The following is a 14,074-nucleotide window of genomic DNA, read 5'->3' on the forward strand; positions in this document are numbered from 1 at the left end:
GGCGGAGCCGACGCGGTGCAATGGATGCACGCTGTCCTCGGCGAGAGGTGTCCACCATGTCCAAGCGTGTACTCATCACCGCGTTGGCGGCCGCGGCGACGGCGGTCGGCGCAGCGCTGCTGCCCGTCTCGGCGCCGCAGACCTTCACCGCCCAGCAGCCGTGGGATCCCGGCTGCTGGGGACCGTTCTCGTGGAATTCGGGCGAGTGCGACTGGTCCCCGGGGATGGGCGGCTCGACCACCAACGGCCCGTGGGATCCGTCGGTGACCGGACCCGGCCAGTTCAACCGGGGCGGAATGGGGCCCGGCATGATGGGACCCGGCATGATGCAGGGCTCGTAGCCTCAGCCCCGCGGGCAGGTGTCGGCGGCCTCGCGCAGCACCGGCACCGACGGCGCGTCGACCGGGAGGCCGTAACCCCGCAGCACGGCGATGTACTGCATCGCGTACTGACAGTGGAACGCCGCGTTGGGCGGCATCCACAGCGCCGGCTCCTTGTCGCCCTTGTCCTGGTTGGCCTGTCCGTCGACGGCGAGCAGATTGGCCGGATCGTTGGCGAACCGGGTGCGCAGCTCGTCGTTCCAGGTGCGCGCGCCCAGATCCCACGCCAGCGCCAGCGGCACGAGATGGTCGATCTGCACCGCCGCGCCGATCTGGTTGCCGCGCGTGAACGGCACCACCTCGCTGGTGTACGGGTCGAGCAGGGTGCCGGTGGCCACGGCGACGGGGCACCGCTTGATCGCCACGTAGGTCTTGTCCGCGAGGTCGCGGTTGAGGATGTCGTTACGGGTGTCGCACCCGTTGTGGCCGCCGGGCGCGGTGGTGTCGTCGGTCCAGGACTCGCCGAACGCGTCGCGGCGGTAGTCGTGGCTGCGGACGCGCGCCGGGATCTCGGCGACGCCGGCGAGCACGTCGACTCCGGGTGCGACCGTGGGGATGTCGGCCTGGGCGATGAAACGCGACGGGCCCTGCGCCGACGACGTGACCTGGACCGCCACCACGATCGCCAGCACCGCGGCGATCATCAGCCACAGCTGCTGCCTGCGGGTCACGACTTGTCCAGATACTGCACGCGGTCATCGGCGGTGAACGGCGCCGAGAGCGCCAGCATGCCCGGATCCGAGGGGTCCGACGCGTAGACCGCTTCGCAGAGCTCCCTGGCCGCGTAGATGATGTCGGCGTGTTCGGCCAGCGACAGAAACCTCAGGGTGATCGGGCGACCGGATTGGTTCTGCCCCAACACATCTCCCTCGCTGCGTTCACGTAGATCGAGGTCGGCGAGCGCGAAACCGTCCAGCGTGCCGGCCACTGCCGTGAGCCGCTGTCCGGCCTTGGAGTTCTCCGGCAGCCGCGTGGCCAGCAGGCACAGACTCGGGTGCTGCCCACGCCCGATCCGGCCCCGCAGCTGATGCAGCTGACTGATGCCGAAGCGGTCGGCGTCCATCACCACCATCACGGTGGCGTTGGGTACGTCGACGCCGACCTCGATCACCGTCGTGCAGACCAGCACGTCGATCTCCCCGGCCCGGAACGCCGCCATCACGGCGTCCTTCTCGTCGCCCGAGAGCCGGCCGTGCATGAGCCCCAGCCGCACGCCTGCCAGCGGACCGTGCTGCAGCCGCTGGTACATCTCGACGACCGTGACCGGTGGCGGCCCGGCCTGCTGTTTGTCCTTCTTTCCCTTGGCGGGCTTGTCGTCCTCGTCGATGCGGGAGGCGACGACGTAGGCCTGCCGCCCGGCCCGCACCTCCTCGGCGATCCGCGCCCACGCCCGGTCGAGCCAGGCCGGCTTGTCGGTGACGAAGATCGTGTTCGTGGTGATGGGCTGGCGGCCGCGGGGCAGTTCCCGCAGGGTGGAGATCTCGAGATCGCCGTAGACGGCCAGGGCCACCGTCCGGGGAATCGGCGTCGCGGTCATCACCAGAAGATGGGGCGTGATGCCCTCAGGAGCCTTGCCGCGCAGGCGATCCCGCTGCTCGACGCCGAACCGGTGCTGCTCGTCGACGACCACCATGCCGAGCCGGTCGAACTCCACGGCGTCCTGCAGCAGCGCGTGCGTGCCGATCACGATCCCCGCCTCGCCTGAGGCCACCTCGCGGCGCACGTCGCGCTTCTGCTGCGCCGACATCGAGCCGGTCAGCAGCGCCACCCTGGTGGCGTGCTCCCCGCCGCCGAGCTGACCCGCCATCGCCAACGGACCCATCATGGCGCGGATCGACTGGGCGTGTTGGGCGGCAAGGACTTCGGTGGGCGCGAGCAACGCGCACTGGTATCCGGCGTCGATCATCTGCAGCATCGCCAGCAGCGACACCACCGTTTTCCCGGACCCGACCTCGCCCTGCAGCATGCGGTTCATCGGGCGGGTGGCGGCGATCTCACCCGAGATCACCTCGAGCACCTCGTGCTGGCCCTGGGTCAGCGCGAACGGCAGCTGGGCCGTCATCGCCGCCCTCAGTCCGTCATCGCGCCGCGCGGCGACCGGGCCGGTACCGCTGAGTTGGGTGTGCCTGCGGACCACCAACCCCCACTGCAGGCCGATCGCCTCGTCGTAGGTGAGCCGTTCGATGGCCCGGGCCCGGTCGCGCTCGTGTTCGGACACGTGGACCGAGCGCAGCGCGGCGTCCTCGGACAGCAGATCCTGTTCGCGCACAAACGATGTCGGCAACGGCTCGGCGACAGGGTCGAGCACCGCCAGCATCTGCCGGATGCACGCGTAGATCTCCCAGGTCTGCACCTTCGAGGTGGCGGGATAGATCGGGAAGTAGTCCTTCTCGAACTCGGCCAGCAGCTCGTCACCGGTGGCGCCGGTCGAATCGGCGATCGCCGTCAGCGATTTCGTCCCGACGCTCTTGCCGTCGGAGGTCAGCACCATGAACGCCGGGTGCGTCAACTGCATGACGTCCCGGAAGTAGCCGACCTCGCCCGACAGCATCACCTTCGCGCCCTCGACGAGCGTCTTCTTCAGGTACTTGGCGTTGAAGAACGTGGCGGTCACCTTGGGCCGCCGGTGCCCCAGCGTGACCACCAGGTACTCCCGCCGCGGTTGGCGGTTGGTCCATCTGGCCTCGGCCTTGGTGATGACGTCGACGAACGTGACGTGTTCGCCTTCCTCGAGGTCGAGGTCCTCCCCCTCCCCCCGCACGCTCATCGAGTCGCTGTACTTGCGGGGGTAGTACCGCAGCAGCTCCCCGACCGTGGTGATGCCGAGGTTCTCCTCCAGCTTCACGGCGGACTTGCTGCCGATCACGAAATCCAGGCGGTCGTTCAGCGACGCCACGTCACTCCACCCCGATCAGCAGGGCGTCGCCGTGGTGGCCGGTGTCGAAGGTCACCATCTCGGTACCCGGATGCGTCCGCCGCACATGGTCGAGGAGGGCCTCGGCGACCGCCGTTCCGACACCCCGACCGGTCAGCACCGTCACCAATTCACCACCGGCCGCCAGGAGCAGGTCGATCAGTCCGGCGCCGGCGGTGACCACGTCGTCGGCGACGATGACGACCTCGTCCCCGGCGATGCCGAGACCGTCGCCGGGCTTGCAGGTGCCCGCCCACGTCAGCGCTTCCTCGGCGGCCACCCGCACCGACCCGTAGCGCGCGGCCGCGGCCGCGCGGGCCATCGTGTAGCCGTCGTCGACCACCCGGTGCGCGGGGTCGTGCACCGCGAGCGCCGCGAGGCCCTGCACCATCGACCCGGCCGGCACCGGCACCATGTTGATGCCCCAGTCCGAGGCGACCGCCCAGCCGGCGAGCAACTCCTCGGCGGCGACGTAGCCGTTCGGCAGCACCATGACCTGCTCGGCGCCCGTGTTGACCAGCGCATGCAGCAGCTGATGGGCACTGACCGGCAGACCGGGCCCGGCCCGCAGGACCTGTGCCCCCTCGCCGGTGAACAGGTTCTCGGCGCCGTCGCCGTCCACGACGGCCAGCACCGCACGTTCGCGCACCCACCCACCGGCCGGATGCCGGTCGGCCCCGCTGCTCAGCGACGTGATCTGGATGCGGCTGGGGGTGCCGACCTCGAGCGCGGCCTCGACCGCGGCGCCGGCGTCGTCGACATGGACGTGCACCGAGTACCGGTCCGAGTCCCCGGCGCCGGACGCCGCGATCGCGACGGACTCGCCGAGGTCGTCGAGGCGGGCGCGGAGCCTGTCCACGCCGTCGGCGTCACAGCCGCTGAGCAGATACATCACCTCGAACTGCGGGGCCCCCGGCGGCGGCGCCGCCGGCGTCGCGGAGTCGGCGGGTTCAGGCCGGTAGCGGGGCCGAACCGGGGCGTGCCCCGCCAGCGTGGTGGTCAGCGCATCGAGCAGCACCAGCAGACCGCGGCCACCGGCGTCGACCACCCCGGCGTCGGCGAGCACCTCGAGTTGGCTGGGGGTGCGGTCCAGCGCCGCCAGCGCGCCCTGCGCGCTGAGCGCGACCACCTCGGTGAGGTCGGCCTGCTCGGCAGCCGCGTCCTCGGCCGCCGCGGCGGCGGCCTGCAGAACCGAGGTGATGGTTCCGGGGACGGCCTCACCCATCGATGTGACCACCAACGTGACCGCGTGGCGCAGCGCCGCGGCCAACAGCGCGCCGTCGATGTCGGCGATCACCCGGTCCTCGGCGGCGGCCGCCGTCACATCCGCGAGCGCGCGCAGGATCTGCGACAGGATCACCCCGGAGTTCCCGCGCGCCCCCCGCAGCGCGCCGTCGGCCAGCGCAGCCGCCACCGCGGTGACGTCGTCGAGGTCGGCGCGGGAATCCGCCTGCGCCCAGGCCGCCCGCATCGTGAAGAGCATGTTGGTGCCCGTGTCGGCGTCGGCGACGGGGAAGACGTTCAGCGCGTTGATCTCGTCGGTGTGCCTGATCAGCTCCGATACCGCCGCATGGGCCCAGCGCCGCAGCGCCGACGCATCGAGCCGCCGAGCTGACATCCTCACCTCCGCATGCCCTCACCGCGCCGCTTCGCCGTCGGCGTCAGCCTAGCCACTGGGCCGGACACCACCGAAAGACGACGTGGTCAGGGCTGTTGATAACCTGGCGGAACCGTTTTGGCGTTCCCGGGGCCGCCCGGTATTCTGGTCGGGTTGTCGGGTCACCCGTCCGGTCGTTGGCCCCCAAGCACTGACTTACGAGGAGTTCTCACTATGGCTGCCGTGTGCGATATCTGCGGGAAAGGCCCCGGCTTCGGCAAGTCGGTGTCGCACTCCCATCGCCGGACCAGCCGCCGGTGGAACCCGAACATCCAGTCCGTGCGTGCGGTCGCCCGCCCGGGCGGCAACAAGCAGCGCGTGAACGTGTGCACCTCCTGCCTCAAGGCAGGCAAGGTCTCCCGCGGCTGATCGCCGTTCCGCGACGCTAGGGCAGCCGCCAGTCCACCGGCTCTGCTCCCCTCTGCACGAGCAGTTCGTTGGCGCGGCTGAACGGCCGTGATCCGAAGAACCCCCGCGATGCGGACAGCGGCGACGGGTGCGCCGATTCGATGATCGCCGTGTCGCCGAGCATCGGCTTCAGTGTCGCGGCGTCGCGTCCCCACAGCACGGCCACCAGCGGTTGGCGCCGCTCCACCAGGGCCCGGATCGCGCACTCGGTGACCGCCTCCCAGCCCTTGCCCCGATGCGACGCCGGTGTCCCCGGGCGCACGGTCAGCACTCTGTTCAACAGCATCACGCCCTGTTCCGACCACGGGGTGAGGTCGCCGTTGGCGGGGGCCGGATAGCCGAGGTCCTGCTGATATTCGGTGTAGATGTTCGCCAGGCTGCGCGGCAGCGGGCGGACATCGGCGCCCACCGAGAAACTCAGGCCCACCGCATGCCCGGGCGTCGGGTAGGGGTCCTGGCCGACGATCAGCACCCGCACCGCGTCGAGGGGGAACGTGAACGCGCGCAACACGTGCGCACCGGTCGGCAGATACCGGTGCCCGGCGGCCAGCTCGGCACGCAGGAACTCCCCCATCTTCGCGACCTGTTCCTCCACGGGGGCGAGCGCGACCGCCCACGATTCGTCGACCAGTTCCTTGAGAGCGCGTGCCGTCACGACAGGCCAACTTAGCGGCCCGCCGGCTCAGTACGACTTCCAGCCCGTGCTGCCGGTCCAGGCGGCGCCGTCGACGGTGACCGGGGCCGCGCCGACCTCGTGTACCCGGCCGATGATCCGCCAGCCCGGCGGCGGCTCCGCGGCGAAGGTGGCCACCAGCGCGTGATCTTCGCCACCGCCGAGGACGCACTGCCGGGCGTCGACGCCGGCGACGGCCGCGGCGGGGGCGACGGCGTCCAGATCGGTCGCCAGCTCGTCGAGGGCCAGGTCGATGTGCACGGCCGACGCCTCCGCGATGTGTCCGAGGTCGGCGAGCAGACCGTCGGAGACGTCGGTCATCGCGGTCGCGCCGGCTCGTGCGGCGATCGCGCCCTGCCCATAGGGCGGCTCCGGCACCAGATGGCGCCGCCGTATCGCCTCGAACTCGTGAATTTCGTTGCGCCACAACATGTATCCCGCGGCAGACCGGCCGAGCTCACCGGCGACCGCGACCACGTCGCCGGGCCGGGCTCCGCTGCGCAGCACCGGCGGGCGGCCGCCGAGGTCCCCGAGCACGGTCACCGAGATCACCCACTGCGGTGCCGCCACCATGTCGCCGCCGACGATGCCGGCGCCCAGCCGCGACGCCTCCTGCCACATCCCGTCGGCCAGTTCCACGGCCCGCGTGGTCGCGGTGTCCGCGGGGGCGCCGAACGCGACCACGAACGCGGTCGCGCTGCCACCCATCGCCTCGATGTCGGCGGCGTTCTGCGCGATGGCCTTTCGGCCCACGTCCCGCGGCGCCGACCAGTCCAGCCGGAAGTGCCGCCCCTCGACCAGCATGTCGGTGCTCACCGCCACCCGGCCGTCCCCGGACGTGACGACGGCGGCGTCGTCGCCCGGCCCGACGACGACGAACGGGGGCTGTCGCCGCCCGGCCACCAGACGGTCGATGACGGCGAACTCGCCCGCCTGCGCCAGCGTGCCGTCCGCCATCGGTGTCACTCCTCGCATCACGTCCGTGGCCTGAACGCTCGGCTCACCTGCGGTACGTTTGGTCCCTGCGGCGTGGAGTCTATGCAGCCAGACGGAGGGATTGCGGCGTGGTCGAGGCTTTCGTGCTCATCCAGACCGAGGTCGGTCGCGCCGAAGTCGTCGCCAAGCAGCTCGCCGGGCTTCCCGGCGTGCTGTCGTCGGAGTACGTGACCGGCCCCTACGACGTCGTGGTGCGGGCCGGCGCCGAGAGCCTGGCCGAGCTGCGCGCCACCGTGGTCCCCAGCGTGCAGCAGGTCTCGGGCATCACCCGCACACTGACCTGCCCGATCGCCGAGGCGGCGCAGCCCTAGAGTTGCCCGGGTGAACAGCGACACCGGCGACGGCCCGCCGCGGGCCGTCCTCGTCGCGGCGATCGTGCTCGCCGTCGGCGCCGTGGTGGCGGTCCTCGTGGTCGCGGCGGTCCTCCAACGCACACCCGGGCCCACCCCCGTGGCGGTGTCGGCGGTGCCGGCGCCCCGGGCCGACAGCACCGAGTGCGCCACCCTCGTCGCCGCGCTCCCCGACCGGCTCGGTGACTTCCGGCGCGCCCCGCTCGTCGACCCCGCGCCGGCGGGGGCCGCGGCGTGGCAGCCCGAGGGCGGCGGCGAGCCGCTCATCCTGCGCTGCGGGGTGCAGCGGCCGGCCGACTTCGTCGTCGGGGCACCGCTGCAGGTCGTCGACGCGGTGTCGTGGTTCCGGGTGCAGGACAGTGCGGGTGGCGACCGGGCCACGTGGTTCGCGGTGGACCGGCCGGTCTATGTGGCGCTGACGTTGCCGCCGGGCTCCGGGCCGGACGCCATTCAGACGATCTCGACGACGCTCGCCGCGAAGCTCCCGGCCACGGCGCCGGACCCGGCCCCGCTGGGCTAACGCAGGCCGGTGCCTCGGGCGACGGCCGTCTCGACCATCGTCGCGAGCAGCGTCGGGTAGTCGACGCCGCTGGCCGCCCACATCCGCGGGTACATCGAGATCGTCGTGAACCCGGGCATCGTGTTGATCTCGTTGATGACGGGTCCGTTGTCGGTCAGGAAGAAGTCGACACGTGCCAGCCCCTGGCAGTCGATGGCCTGGAAAGCCCGGATCGACAGTCCGCGGATCTCCTCGGCGACGGCGTCGTCGATCTTGGCGGGCACGTCGAGCTCGGCGGCGTCGTCGAGGTACTTCGTCTCGAAGTCGTAGAAGCCGTCCTCGCGGCCCCGGACACCGGCCACCCGGATCTCGCCGGCCGTGCTGGCCTCGAGGCGGCCGTCGGGGAACTCCAGGACGCCGCACTCGAGCTCACGGCCGGGGACGGCCGCCTCCACGATGACCTTGGGGTCGTGCCGGCGGGCGGCGTCGATCGCCCTGGGCAGCAGGTCCCAGCTGGTGACCCGGCTGACACCGATCGACGAGCCGCCGCGCGCCGGTTTGACGAAGACGGGCAGGCCCAGCCGCTCCCGGTCCTCCAGCGACACCGTGGCGGTGCCGGGCCGCAGCACCACCTGATCGCCGATCGGCAGTCCGGCCACCGCGAGCAGCTTCTTGGTGAATTCCTTGTCCATCCCGACCGCGCTGGCCAGCACGCCGGCGCCCACATACGGCACCCCGGCGAGTTCCAGCAGACCCTGGATGGTGCCGTCCTCGCCGTAGGGCCCGTGCAGCACCGGGAAGACGACGTCGACCGAGGCCAGGACGTCGCCGGCCGCGTCGCCCAGCGAGAGCAGCTGGCCACGCCGGGCCGGGTCAGCGGACAGCGCGAGCTCGGTGCCGGAGGACCCGGTGACGCTGGGCAGCGTGCCGTCGGTGATGGCCAGCGTCTCCGGCCGGCCGTCGGTGAGCACCCACGCCCCCTGCGGGGTGATGCCGACCGCGACCACCTCGAACCGCTGCGGATCGAGGTTACGCAGGATGCTGCCTGCGGAAACACACGAGATCGCGTGTTCGGAACTCCGTCCGCCGTAGACGACGGCAACGCGGGTGCGGGCAGTCACAACCTAGAGAGGCTACCGGCCGACCCCACCGAGAGCCGACTCGATATCGCTGACCAGGTCTTCGGTGTCCTCGATGCCGCACGAGATGCGGGCGAAGCCCGCCGGTACGGCGTCGCCCCACCGCGCCCTGCGGTCGACGGAGCTGTGCACGCCCCCGAAGCTGGTGGCGCCGACCAGCAGCGCGCTGCGGCTGACGAGCGCGTGGACGGCGTCGGCGTCGGCCAGCTCGACGGCCACGATGCCGCCGAAGCGGCGCATCTGCTGCGCCGCGACGGTGTGGGACGGGTCGTCGGGCAGGCCCGGGTAGCGCACCGCGGTGACGGCCGGGTGCGAGCGCAGCATCAGCGCGACCGCGGCGGCGTTCTGGCACTGCCGCTCGAACCGCAACCCGAACGTCGCGAGGCCCCGCAGCGCCAGCCACGCCTCGAAGGCCCCGAGGATGGGTCCGGACAGCAGCCGCTCCCGCTCGAGGCGGTCCAGCACGTCGGCGCGGTTGCCCGCGACGTAGCCGGCGAGCAGGTCGTGGTGGCCCGCCAGCGCCTTGGTGGCGCTGCCGACGACGAAGTCGGCGCCCAGCGACAGCGGCTGCTGCCCCAGCGGTGTGGCGGTGGTGTTGTCGACGATCAGTACGGCGCCGCGCGGCCGGCACAGCATCGACAGCCGGTGCAGGTCGACCACGTCCAGACCCGGGTTCGACGGGGTCTCCGCCAGCACCACATCGGCGTCGCGGGCGGCCTCGCACATGTCGGCGCAACGCGCCTGCACCACGGTCACCCCGCGCGGCGCCAGGTACTCGGTGGCGTAGGCACGGACCTGGTAGTACCCGTCGGCCGGTACGACGAGCGTCGTCCCCGGTTCGGCGACCACCCTCAGCAGCGACGTGATCGCGGCCATCCCGGATCCGAACACCGTTGCGGCCGTGGCTCCTTCGAGCTGGGCCAGGGCCGCCTCCAGATGTCGCCAGGTCGGATTGTGCCTGCGCCCGTAGCTGTCCAGCGCGTCGTCCTCGTCGGCCGGAAGATGATACGCCGCAGCGGGAACCGGCACCGGCCCCAATGGCGCTCCGGGAACCACTTCGGAGGCAACAGCTTTGAGGCTGCGGGTGGAATCCCCGTACGAGCTGCTCACCTGCTCACTCCGGCTTGGTGGTGCGGCCCAGCAGCAGCGCCACCGCATCGTCGACGGACAGACCCTTGTGACACACCCCGTGAACCGCCTCAGTCAACGGCATCTCGACGTCGTAACTCGTCGACAGCGCCAGCACCGACGTGCACGAGGTGACGCCCTCGGCGACGTGCCCGCCGGTGGCCGCCAGCGCGGCGGCCATCGTGCCGCCCTGCCCGAGACGTTCCCCGAAAGACCGGTTGCGGGAGTGCGGTGACATGCAGGTCGCCACGAGGTCGCCGATACCCGCAAGGCCGGCCAGCGTTGCCGGCTTGGCGCCCAACGCGATTCCCAGTCGCATGATCTCGGCGAGTCCGCGGGTGATGATCGCGGCGGCAGTGTTCTCACCGAGGCCCACGCCCGCCGCCATCCCGGAAGCGAGCGCGATGACGTTCTTGCATGCGCCGCCGATCTCCGCGCCGATCACGTCGGCATTCGTGTACGGCCGGAAGTAGCCGGTGGCCAGTGCCCGCTGCAGGGCCACGGCGCGCCCGGAGTCGCTGCAGGCGATCACGGTGGCGGCGGGCTGCTCGGCGGCGATCTCGCTGGCGAGGTTCGGCCCCGAGACGACCGCCACGCGGGACGGGTCGGCGCCGGTCACCTGCACGATGACCTGGCTCATCCGCATCAGCGTGTCGAGTTCGATGCCCTTGGCGAGGCTGACCAGCGTGGTGTCGGGCCCCACAGCGGCCTTCCATTCGGTCAGGTTGGCCCGCAGGGTCTGCGACGGCACGGCCAGCAGCACCGTGCAGGCGCCGTCCAGCGCCTCGGCACCGTCGCTGGTGGCCCGGATGGAGTCGGGCAGCGCGACGTCGAGGTACCCGGGATTGCGGTGGGTCCGGTTGATCTCGTCGGCCAACTCCGGTCGGCGTGCCCACAGGGTGACATCGTTACCGGCGTCGGCCAGCACCTTGGCCAGCGCTGTGCCCCACGCCCCTGCACCCATCACCGCCGCCTCGACCACGGCTTCACACTAGTCGGGAATAACGGACTGGCAGGATGACGCTCGTGAGCGGCATGGACACCTTCGCGGCCGCCCGACCGCGGCCCCCGGACGCCGACGTCACCCTGGTGATCGCGGTGAAGCGTCTCACCGCGGCCAAGACACGGTTGGCACCGGCGTTCTCCGCGGCGACGCGGGGCGGCGTCGTGCTGGCGATGCTCGTCGACACGATCGCCGCCGCGGCGGCCGTCGATGCGGTGCGGTCGGTGATCGTGGTGACCCCCGACACCCACGCCGCGGCGGCGGCCGGCCGGCTCGGGGCGCTGACACTCGCCGACCCGACCCCCGAGGGCCACCCCGACCCGCTGAACAACGCGCTGACCGCAGCGGAGACGATGGCCCGCCGCGACACCGCCAATGTCGTTGCGCTGCAGGGAGATCTACCGGCGCTTCGCAGCGAGGAACTCGCCGAGGCGATCGCGGTGGCGCGGCAGCACCCGCGCAGCTTCGTCGCCGACCGGCACGGCAGCGGGACGGCGGCACTGCTGTCCTTCGGAGTGCCGTTGGCGCCGCTGTTCGGCGCAGATTCGGCCGCGCGGCACCGCCGTTCGGGCGCCGTCGAATTGACCGGCGAGTGGTCCGGACTGCGCTGCGACATCGACACCGCCGAGGACCTGAGGGCCGCCCAGGACCTCGGAGTCGGCCCGGCGACCTCGGAGGCGATCGGCGCGCTGCGCTGAGTGGCCGCCGGACTGCTAGCCGCAGCACCCGTCGATAGGGAATCATCGGGGCATGACCGAAGCGCAGACTCGACCGGACGACGCCGACACCACGACGACCGTGGACGCGTCCGACGCGGCGCCCGAGGCTCCCCCGGCTGCGACCTCGCCGACGGTCGACAACCCGCTGCCCGAGGACCGCTATCTCAACCGTGAGCTGAGTTGGCTCGACTTCAACGCCCGGGTGCTCGCCCTGGCGGCCGACCCGTCACTGCCGCTGCTGGAACGCGCGAAGTTCCTGGCGATCTTCGCCTCCAATCTCGACGAGTTCTACATGGTGCGCGTCGCGGGCCTCAAACGGCGCGACGAGATGGGGCTGTCGGTCCGCTCGGCCGACGGCCTGTCGCCGCGCGAACAACTCCGGCGGATCAGCGAGCGCACGCAACAACTCGCGAGCCGGCACGCGCACGTGTTCCTCGACGCGGTGCGCCCGGCGCTGGCCGACGAGGGCATCGTCCTGGTCACGTGGGCCGAACTCGACGATGCCGAACGCGGCCGGCTCTCCACGTACTTCCACGAGCAGGTGTTCCCCGTCCTGACTCCCCTGGCCGTCGACCCGGCCCACCCGTTCCCGTTCGTCAGCGGTCTGAGCCTCAACCTGGCCATCACCGTCAAGCACCCCGACGGCGGTCAGCACTTCGCCCGAATCAAAGTGCCCGACAACGTGGACCGCTTCGTCGAGCTGCCCCCACGGGAGGGCAGCAACGACGTCGCGCGCTTCTTGCCGATGGAGGATTTCATCGCCGCGTTCCTTCCGGTCCTGTTCCCCGGCCTGGAAATCGTCGAGCACCACGCCTTCCGGATCACCCGCAACGCCGACTTCGAAGTCGAGGAGGATCGCGACGAGGATCTGCTCAAGGCACTCGAACGCGAGCTGGCCCGGCGCCGGTTCGGCTCCCCGGTGCGGCTGGAAGTCTCCGACGACATGACCGAGGGCATGCTGGAACTGCTGCTGCGTGAACTCGACGTCGCGCCCGGCGACGTCGTGGAAGTTCCCGGGCTGCTGGATCTCTCGTCGCTGTGGCAGGTCTACGGCGTGGACCGGCCCGCGCTGAAGGATCCGCCGTTCGTGCCGGCCACACCGCCCGCCTTCGGTGAGCGCGAGACCCCCAAGAGCATCTTCTCGACGCTGCGCGACGGTGACGTCCTCGTCCACCATCCCTACGACTCGTTCTCCACCACGGTGCAGCGCTTCATCGAGCAGGCAGCGGCCGACCCCAACGTGCTGGCCATCAAGCAGACGCTGTACCGCACCTCGGGCGACTCACCGATCGTCAACGCGTTGATCGACGCGGCCGAGGCCGGCAAGCAGGTCGTCGCGCTCGTGGAGATCAAGGCCAGGTTCGACGAGCAGGCCAACATCAAGTGGGCCCGTGCACTGGAACAGGCGGGCGTGCATGTGGTCTACGGCCTCATCGGCTTGAAGACGCACTGCAAGACCTGTCTGGTGGTGCGCCGGGAGGGGTCGACGATCCGGCGTTACTGCCACATCGGCACCGGCAACTACAACCCGAAGACCGCGCGGCTGTACGAGGACGTGGGCCTGCTCACCGCCGCGCCCGACATCGGTGCCGACCTCACCGATCTGTTCAACTCGCTGACGGGCTACTCCCGCAAGGAGTCCTACCGCAATCTGCTCGTCGCCCCCTACGGCGTGCGCCGGGGCATCGTCGAACGGATCGACCGGGAGATCGCCGCCACCCGCGACGGCGCGGAGGGCCGGATCCGCCTGAAGGCCAACGCGTTGGTCGACGAACAGGTCATCGACGCGCTGTACCGGGCGTCGCAGGCCGGCGTCCGCGTCGAGGTGGTGGTGCGCGGGATCTGCGCGCTGCGCCCGGGCGGTGAGGGGTTCTCCGAGAACATCACCGTGCGCTCGATCCTCGGTCGATTCCTCGAACATTCACGGATCATTCACTTCCGCGCCATCGACGAATACTGGATCGGCAGTGCCGACATGATGCATCGTAATCTCGACCGGCGCGTGGAGGTCATGGCTCAGGTCAAGGATCCACGGCTGACCGCACAACTCAACGACATCTTCGAATCGGCGCTCGATCCGGGCACGCGCTGTTGGGAGCTCGGCGCCGACGGGCACTGGACGGCATTGCCTCAGGAGGGACAGACCGTGCGCGACCATCAGGTGTCGATGATGGAAAGCCACCGCCATCCATAGTTCCCTCTCTTCGC

14 protein-coding genes are annotated in these 14,074 nt (G+C 71.1%); 6 read left to right on the forward strand and 8 right to left on the reverse strand.

The window, feature by feature from the left end; all coding sequences use genetic code 11:
• Positions 1-56: 56 nt before the first annotated feature.
• Entirely contained in the window at positions 57-341 is a 285-nt protein-coding gene (locus MCHLDSM_RS34985; RefSeq protein WP_082168841.1) for a hypothetical protein, read from the forward strand.
• A 2-nt stretch (positions 342-343) separates the two neighbouring features.
• On the opposite strand, the gene MCHLDSM_RS11160 is transcribed toward MCHLDSM_RS34985, so the two are convergent.
• Genes MCHLDSM_RS11160 through MCHLDSM_RS11170 form a run of 3 tightly spaced genes read right to left on the reverse strand, consistent with a single transcriptional unit; the run spans position 344 to position 4,912 of the window.
• Complete coding sequence (locus MCHLDSM_RS11160; protein WP_048470098.1) at positions 344-1,051, reverse strand: HNH endonuclease family protein; 708 nt, start codon at positions 1,049-1,051, stop codon at positions 344-346.
• Positions 1,048-3,276, reverse strand: a complete 2,229-nt coding sequence (gene recG, locus MCHLDSM_RS11165; protein WP_048470099.1) for an ATP-dependent DNA helicase RecG — start codon at positions 3,274-3,276, stop codon at positions 1,048-1,050. The genes MCHLDSM_RS11160 and recG overlap by 4 nt, the downstream gene beginning before the upstream one ends.
• Before the next feature lies 1 nt (position 3,277).
• The gene (locus tag MCHLDSM_RS11170; RefSeq protein ID WP_048470100.1) at positions 3,278-4,912 is read right to left on the reverse strand and encodes a fatty acid kinase ATP-binding subunit FakA; all 1,635 of its coding nucleotides are present in this window, start codon (positions 4,910-4,912) and stop codon (positions 3,278-3,280) included.
• 213 nt (positions 4,913-5,125) lie between these two features.
• Between MCHLDSM_RS11170 and rpmB the strand changes: the two genes are divergently transcribed.
• On the forward strand, positions 5,126-5,320 hold the full coding sequence (rpmB, locus tag MCHLDSM_RS11175) for a 50S ribosomal protein L28 (RefSeq protein ID WP_043407506.1): 195 nt from the start codon (positions 5,126-5,128) through the stop codon (positions 5,318-5,320).
• Between the two features lie 16 nt (positions 5,321-5,336).
• Here the strand turns inward: rpmB and MCHLDSM_RS11180 are convergent, their stop codons facing one another.
• Both MCHLDSM_RS11180 and MCHLDSM_RS11185 read right to left on the reverse strand, forming a co-directional pair.
• Complete coding sequence (locus tag MCHLDSM_RS11180) at positions 5,337-6,014, reverse strand: uracil-DNA glycosylase (RefSeq protein ID WP_048418111.1); 678 nt, start codon at positions 6,012-6,014, stop codon at positions 5,337-5,339.
• Between the two features lie 27 nt (positions 6,015-6,041).
• Positions 6,042-6,989 (reverse strand): thiamine-phosphate kinase, encoded by a 948-nt coding sequence (locus MCHLDSM_RS11185; protein WP_048470101.1) that lies wholly within the window; start codon positions 6,987-6,989, stop codon positions 6,042-6,044.
• Between the two features lie 107 nt (positions 6,990-7,096).
• Between MCHLDSM_RS11185 and MCHLDSM_RS11190 the strand changes: the two genes are divergently transcribed.
• Together MCHLDSM_RS11190 and MCHLDSM_RS11195 are read left to right on the forward strand one after the other, a co-directional pair.
• Positions 7,097-7,339 (forward strand): Lrp/AsnC ligand binding domain-containing protein, encoded by a 243-nt coding sequence (locus MCHLDSM_RS11190; RefSeq protein ID WP_048418109.1) that lies wholly within the window; start codon positions 7,097-7,099, stop codon positions 7,337-7,339.
• Between the two features lie 10 nt (positions 7,340-7,349).
• Positions 7,350-7,898, forward strand: a complete 549-nt coding sequence (locus MCHLDSM_RS11195) for a DUF3515 domain-containing protein (protein ID WP_048470102.1) — start codon at positions 7,350-7,352, stop codon at positions 7,896-7,898.
• On the opposite strand, the gene MCHLDSM_RS11200 is transcribed toward MCHLDSM_RS11195, so the two are convergent.
• From MCHLDSM_RS11200 to MCHLDSM_RS11210, 3 genes are read right to left on the reverse strand one after another with little or no spacing between them, the layout of a single operon-like run.
• Positions 7,895-8,998: a D-alanine--D-alanine ligase family protein gene (locus MCHLDSM_RS11200; protein ID WP_048470103.1), complete on the reverse strand. Its 1,104-nt coding sequence runs from the start codon at positions 8,996-8,998 to the stop codon at positions 7,895-7,897. The genes MCHLDSM_RS11195 and MCHLDSM_RS11200 overlap by 4 nt on opposite strands.
• 12 nt (positions 8,999-9,010) lie before the next feature.
• A complete protein-coding gene (locus MCHLDSM_RS11205) occupies positions 9,011-10,126 on the reverse strand; it encodes a cystathionine gamma-lyase (protein ID WP_048470104.1) in 1,116 nt (371 codons plus the stop codon).
• 4 nt (positions 10,127-10,130) lie between these two features.
• Positions 10,131-11,108, reverse strand: coding sequence for an NAD(P)H-dependent glycerol-3-phosphate dehydrogenase (locus MCHLDSM_RS11210; protein ID WP_048470292.1), 978 nt, complete (start codon positions 11,106-11,108; stop codon positions 10,131-10,133).
• 62 nt (positions 11,109-11,170) lie between these two features.
• Here MCHLDSM_RS11210 and cofC point away from each other — a divergent pair, with 62 nt between their 5' ends.
• Positions 11,171-11,845: a 2-phospho-L-lactate guanylyltransferase gene (gene cofC, locus MCHLDSM_RS11215; protein WP_407661924.1), complete on the forward strand. Its 675-nt coding sequence runs from the start codon at positions 11,171-11,173 to the stop codon at positions 11,843-11,845.
• A gap of 52 nt (positions 11,846-11,897) precedes the next feature.
• The gene (locus MCHLDSM_RS11220; protein WP_048418103.1) at positions 11,898-14,060 is read left to right on the forward strand and encodes an RNA degradosome polyphosphate kinase; all 2,163 of its coding nucleotides are present in this window, start codon (positions 11,898-11,900) and stop codon (positions 14,058-14,060) included.
• Positions 14,061-14,074: the final 14 nt, after the last annotated feature.

Source organism: Mycolicibacterium chlorophenolicum (assembly GCF_001044235.1).
Taxonomy (GTDB): Bacteria; Actinomycetota; Actinomycetes; order Mycobacteriales; family Mycobacteriaceae; genus Mycobacterium; species Mycobacterium chlorophenolicum.

Bases quoted from the DNA above. Each gene is read 5' to 3' on its own strand.
- MCHLDSM_RS34985 (WP_082168841.1), top strand. From the start codon at position 57: ATGTCCAAGCGTGTACTCATCACCGCGTTGGCGGCCGCGGCGACGGCG.
- MCHLDSM_RS11170 (WP_048470100.1), bottom strand. From the start codon at position 4,912: ATGTCAGCTCGGCGGCTCGATGCGTCGGCGCTGCGGCGCTGGGCCCAT.
- rpmB (WP_043407506.1), top strand. From the start codon at position 5,126: ATGGCTGCCGTGTGCGATATCTGCGGGAAAGGCCCCGGCTTCGGCAAG.
- MCHLDSM_RS11185 (WP_048470101.1), bottom strand. From the start codon at position 6,989: ATGGCGGACGGCACGCTGGCGCAGGCGGGCGAGTTCGCCGTCATCGAC.
- MCHLDSM_RS11210 (WP_048470292.1), bottom strand. From the start codon at position 11,108: ATGGGTGCAGGGGCGTGGGGCACAGCGCTGGCCAAGGTGCTGGCCGAC.
- MCHLDSM_RS11220 (WP_048418103.1), top strand. From the start codon at position 11,898: ATGACCGAAGCGCAGACTCGACCGGACGACGCCGACACCACGACGACC.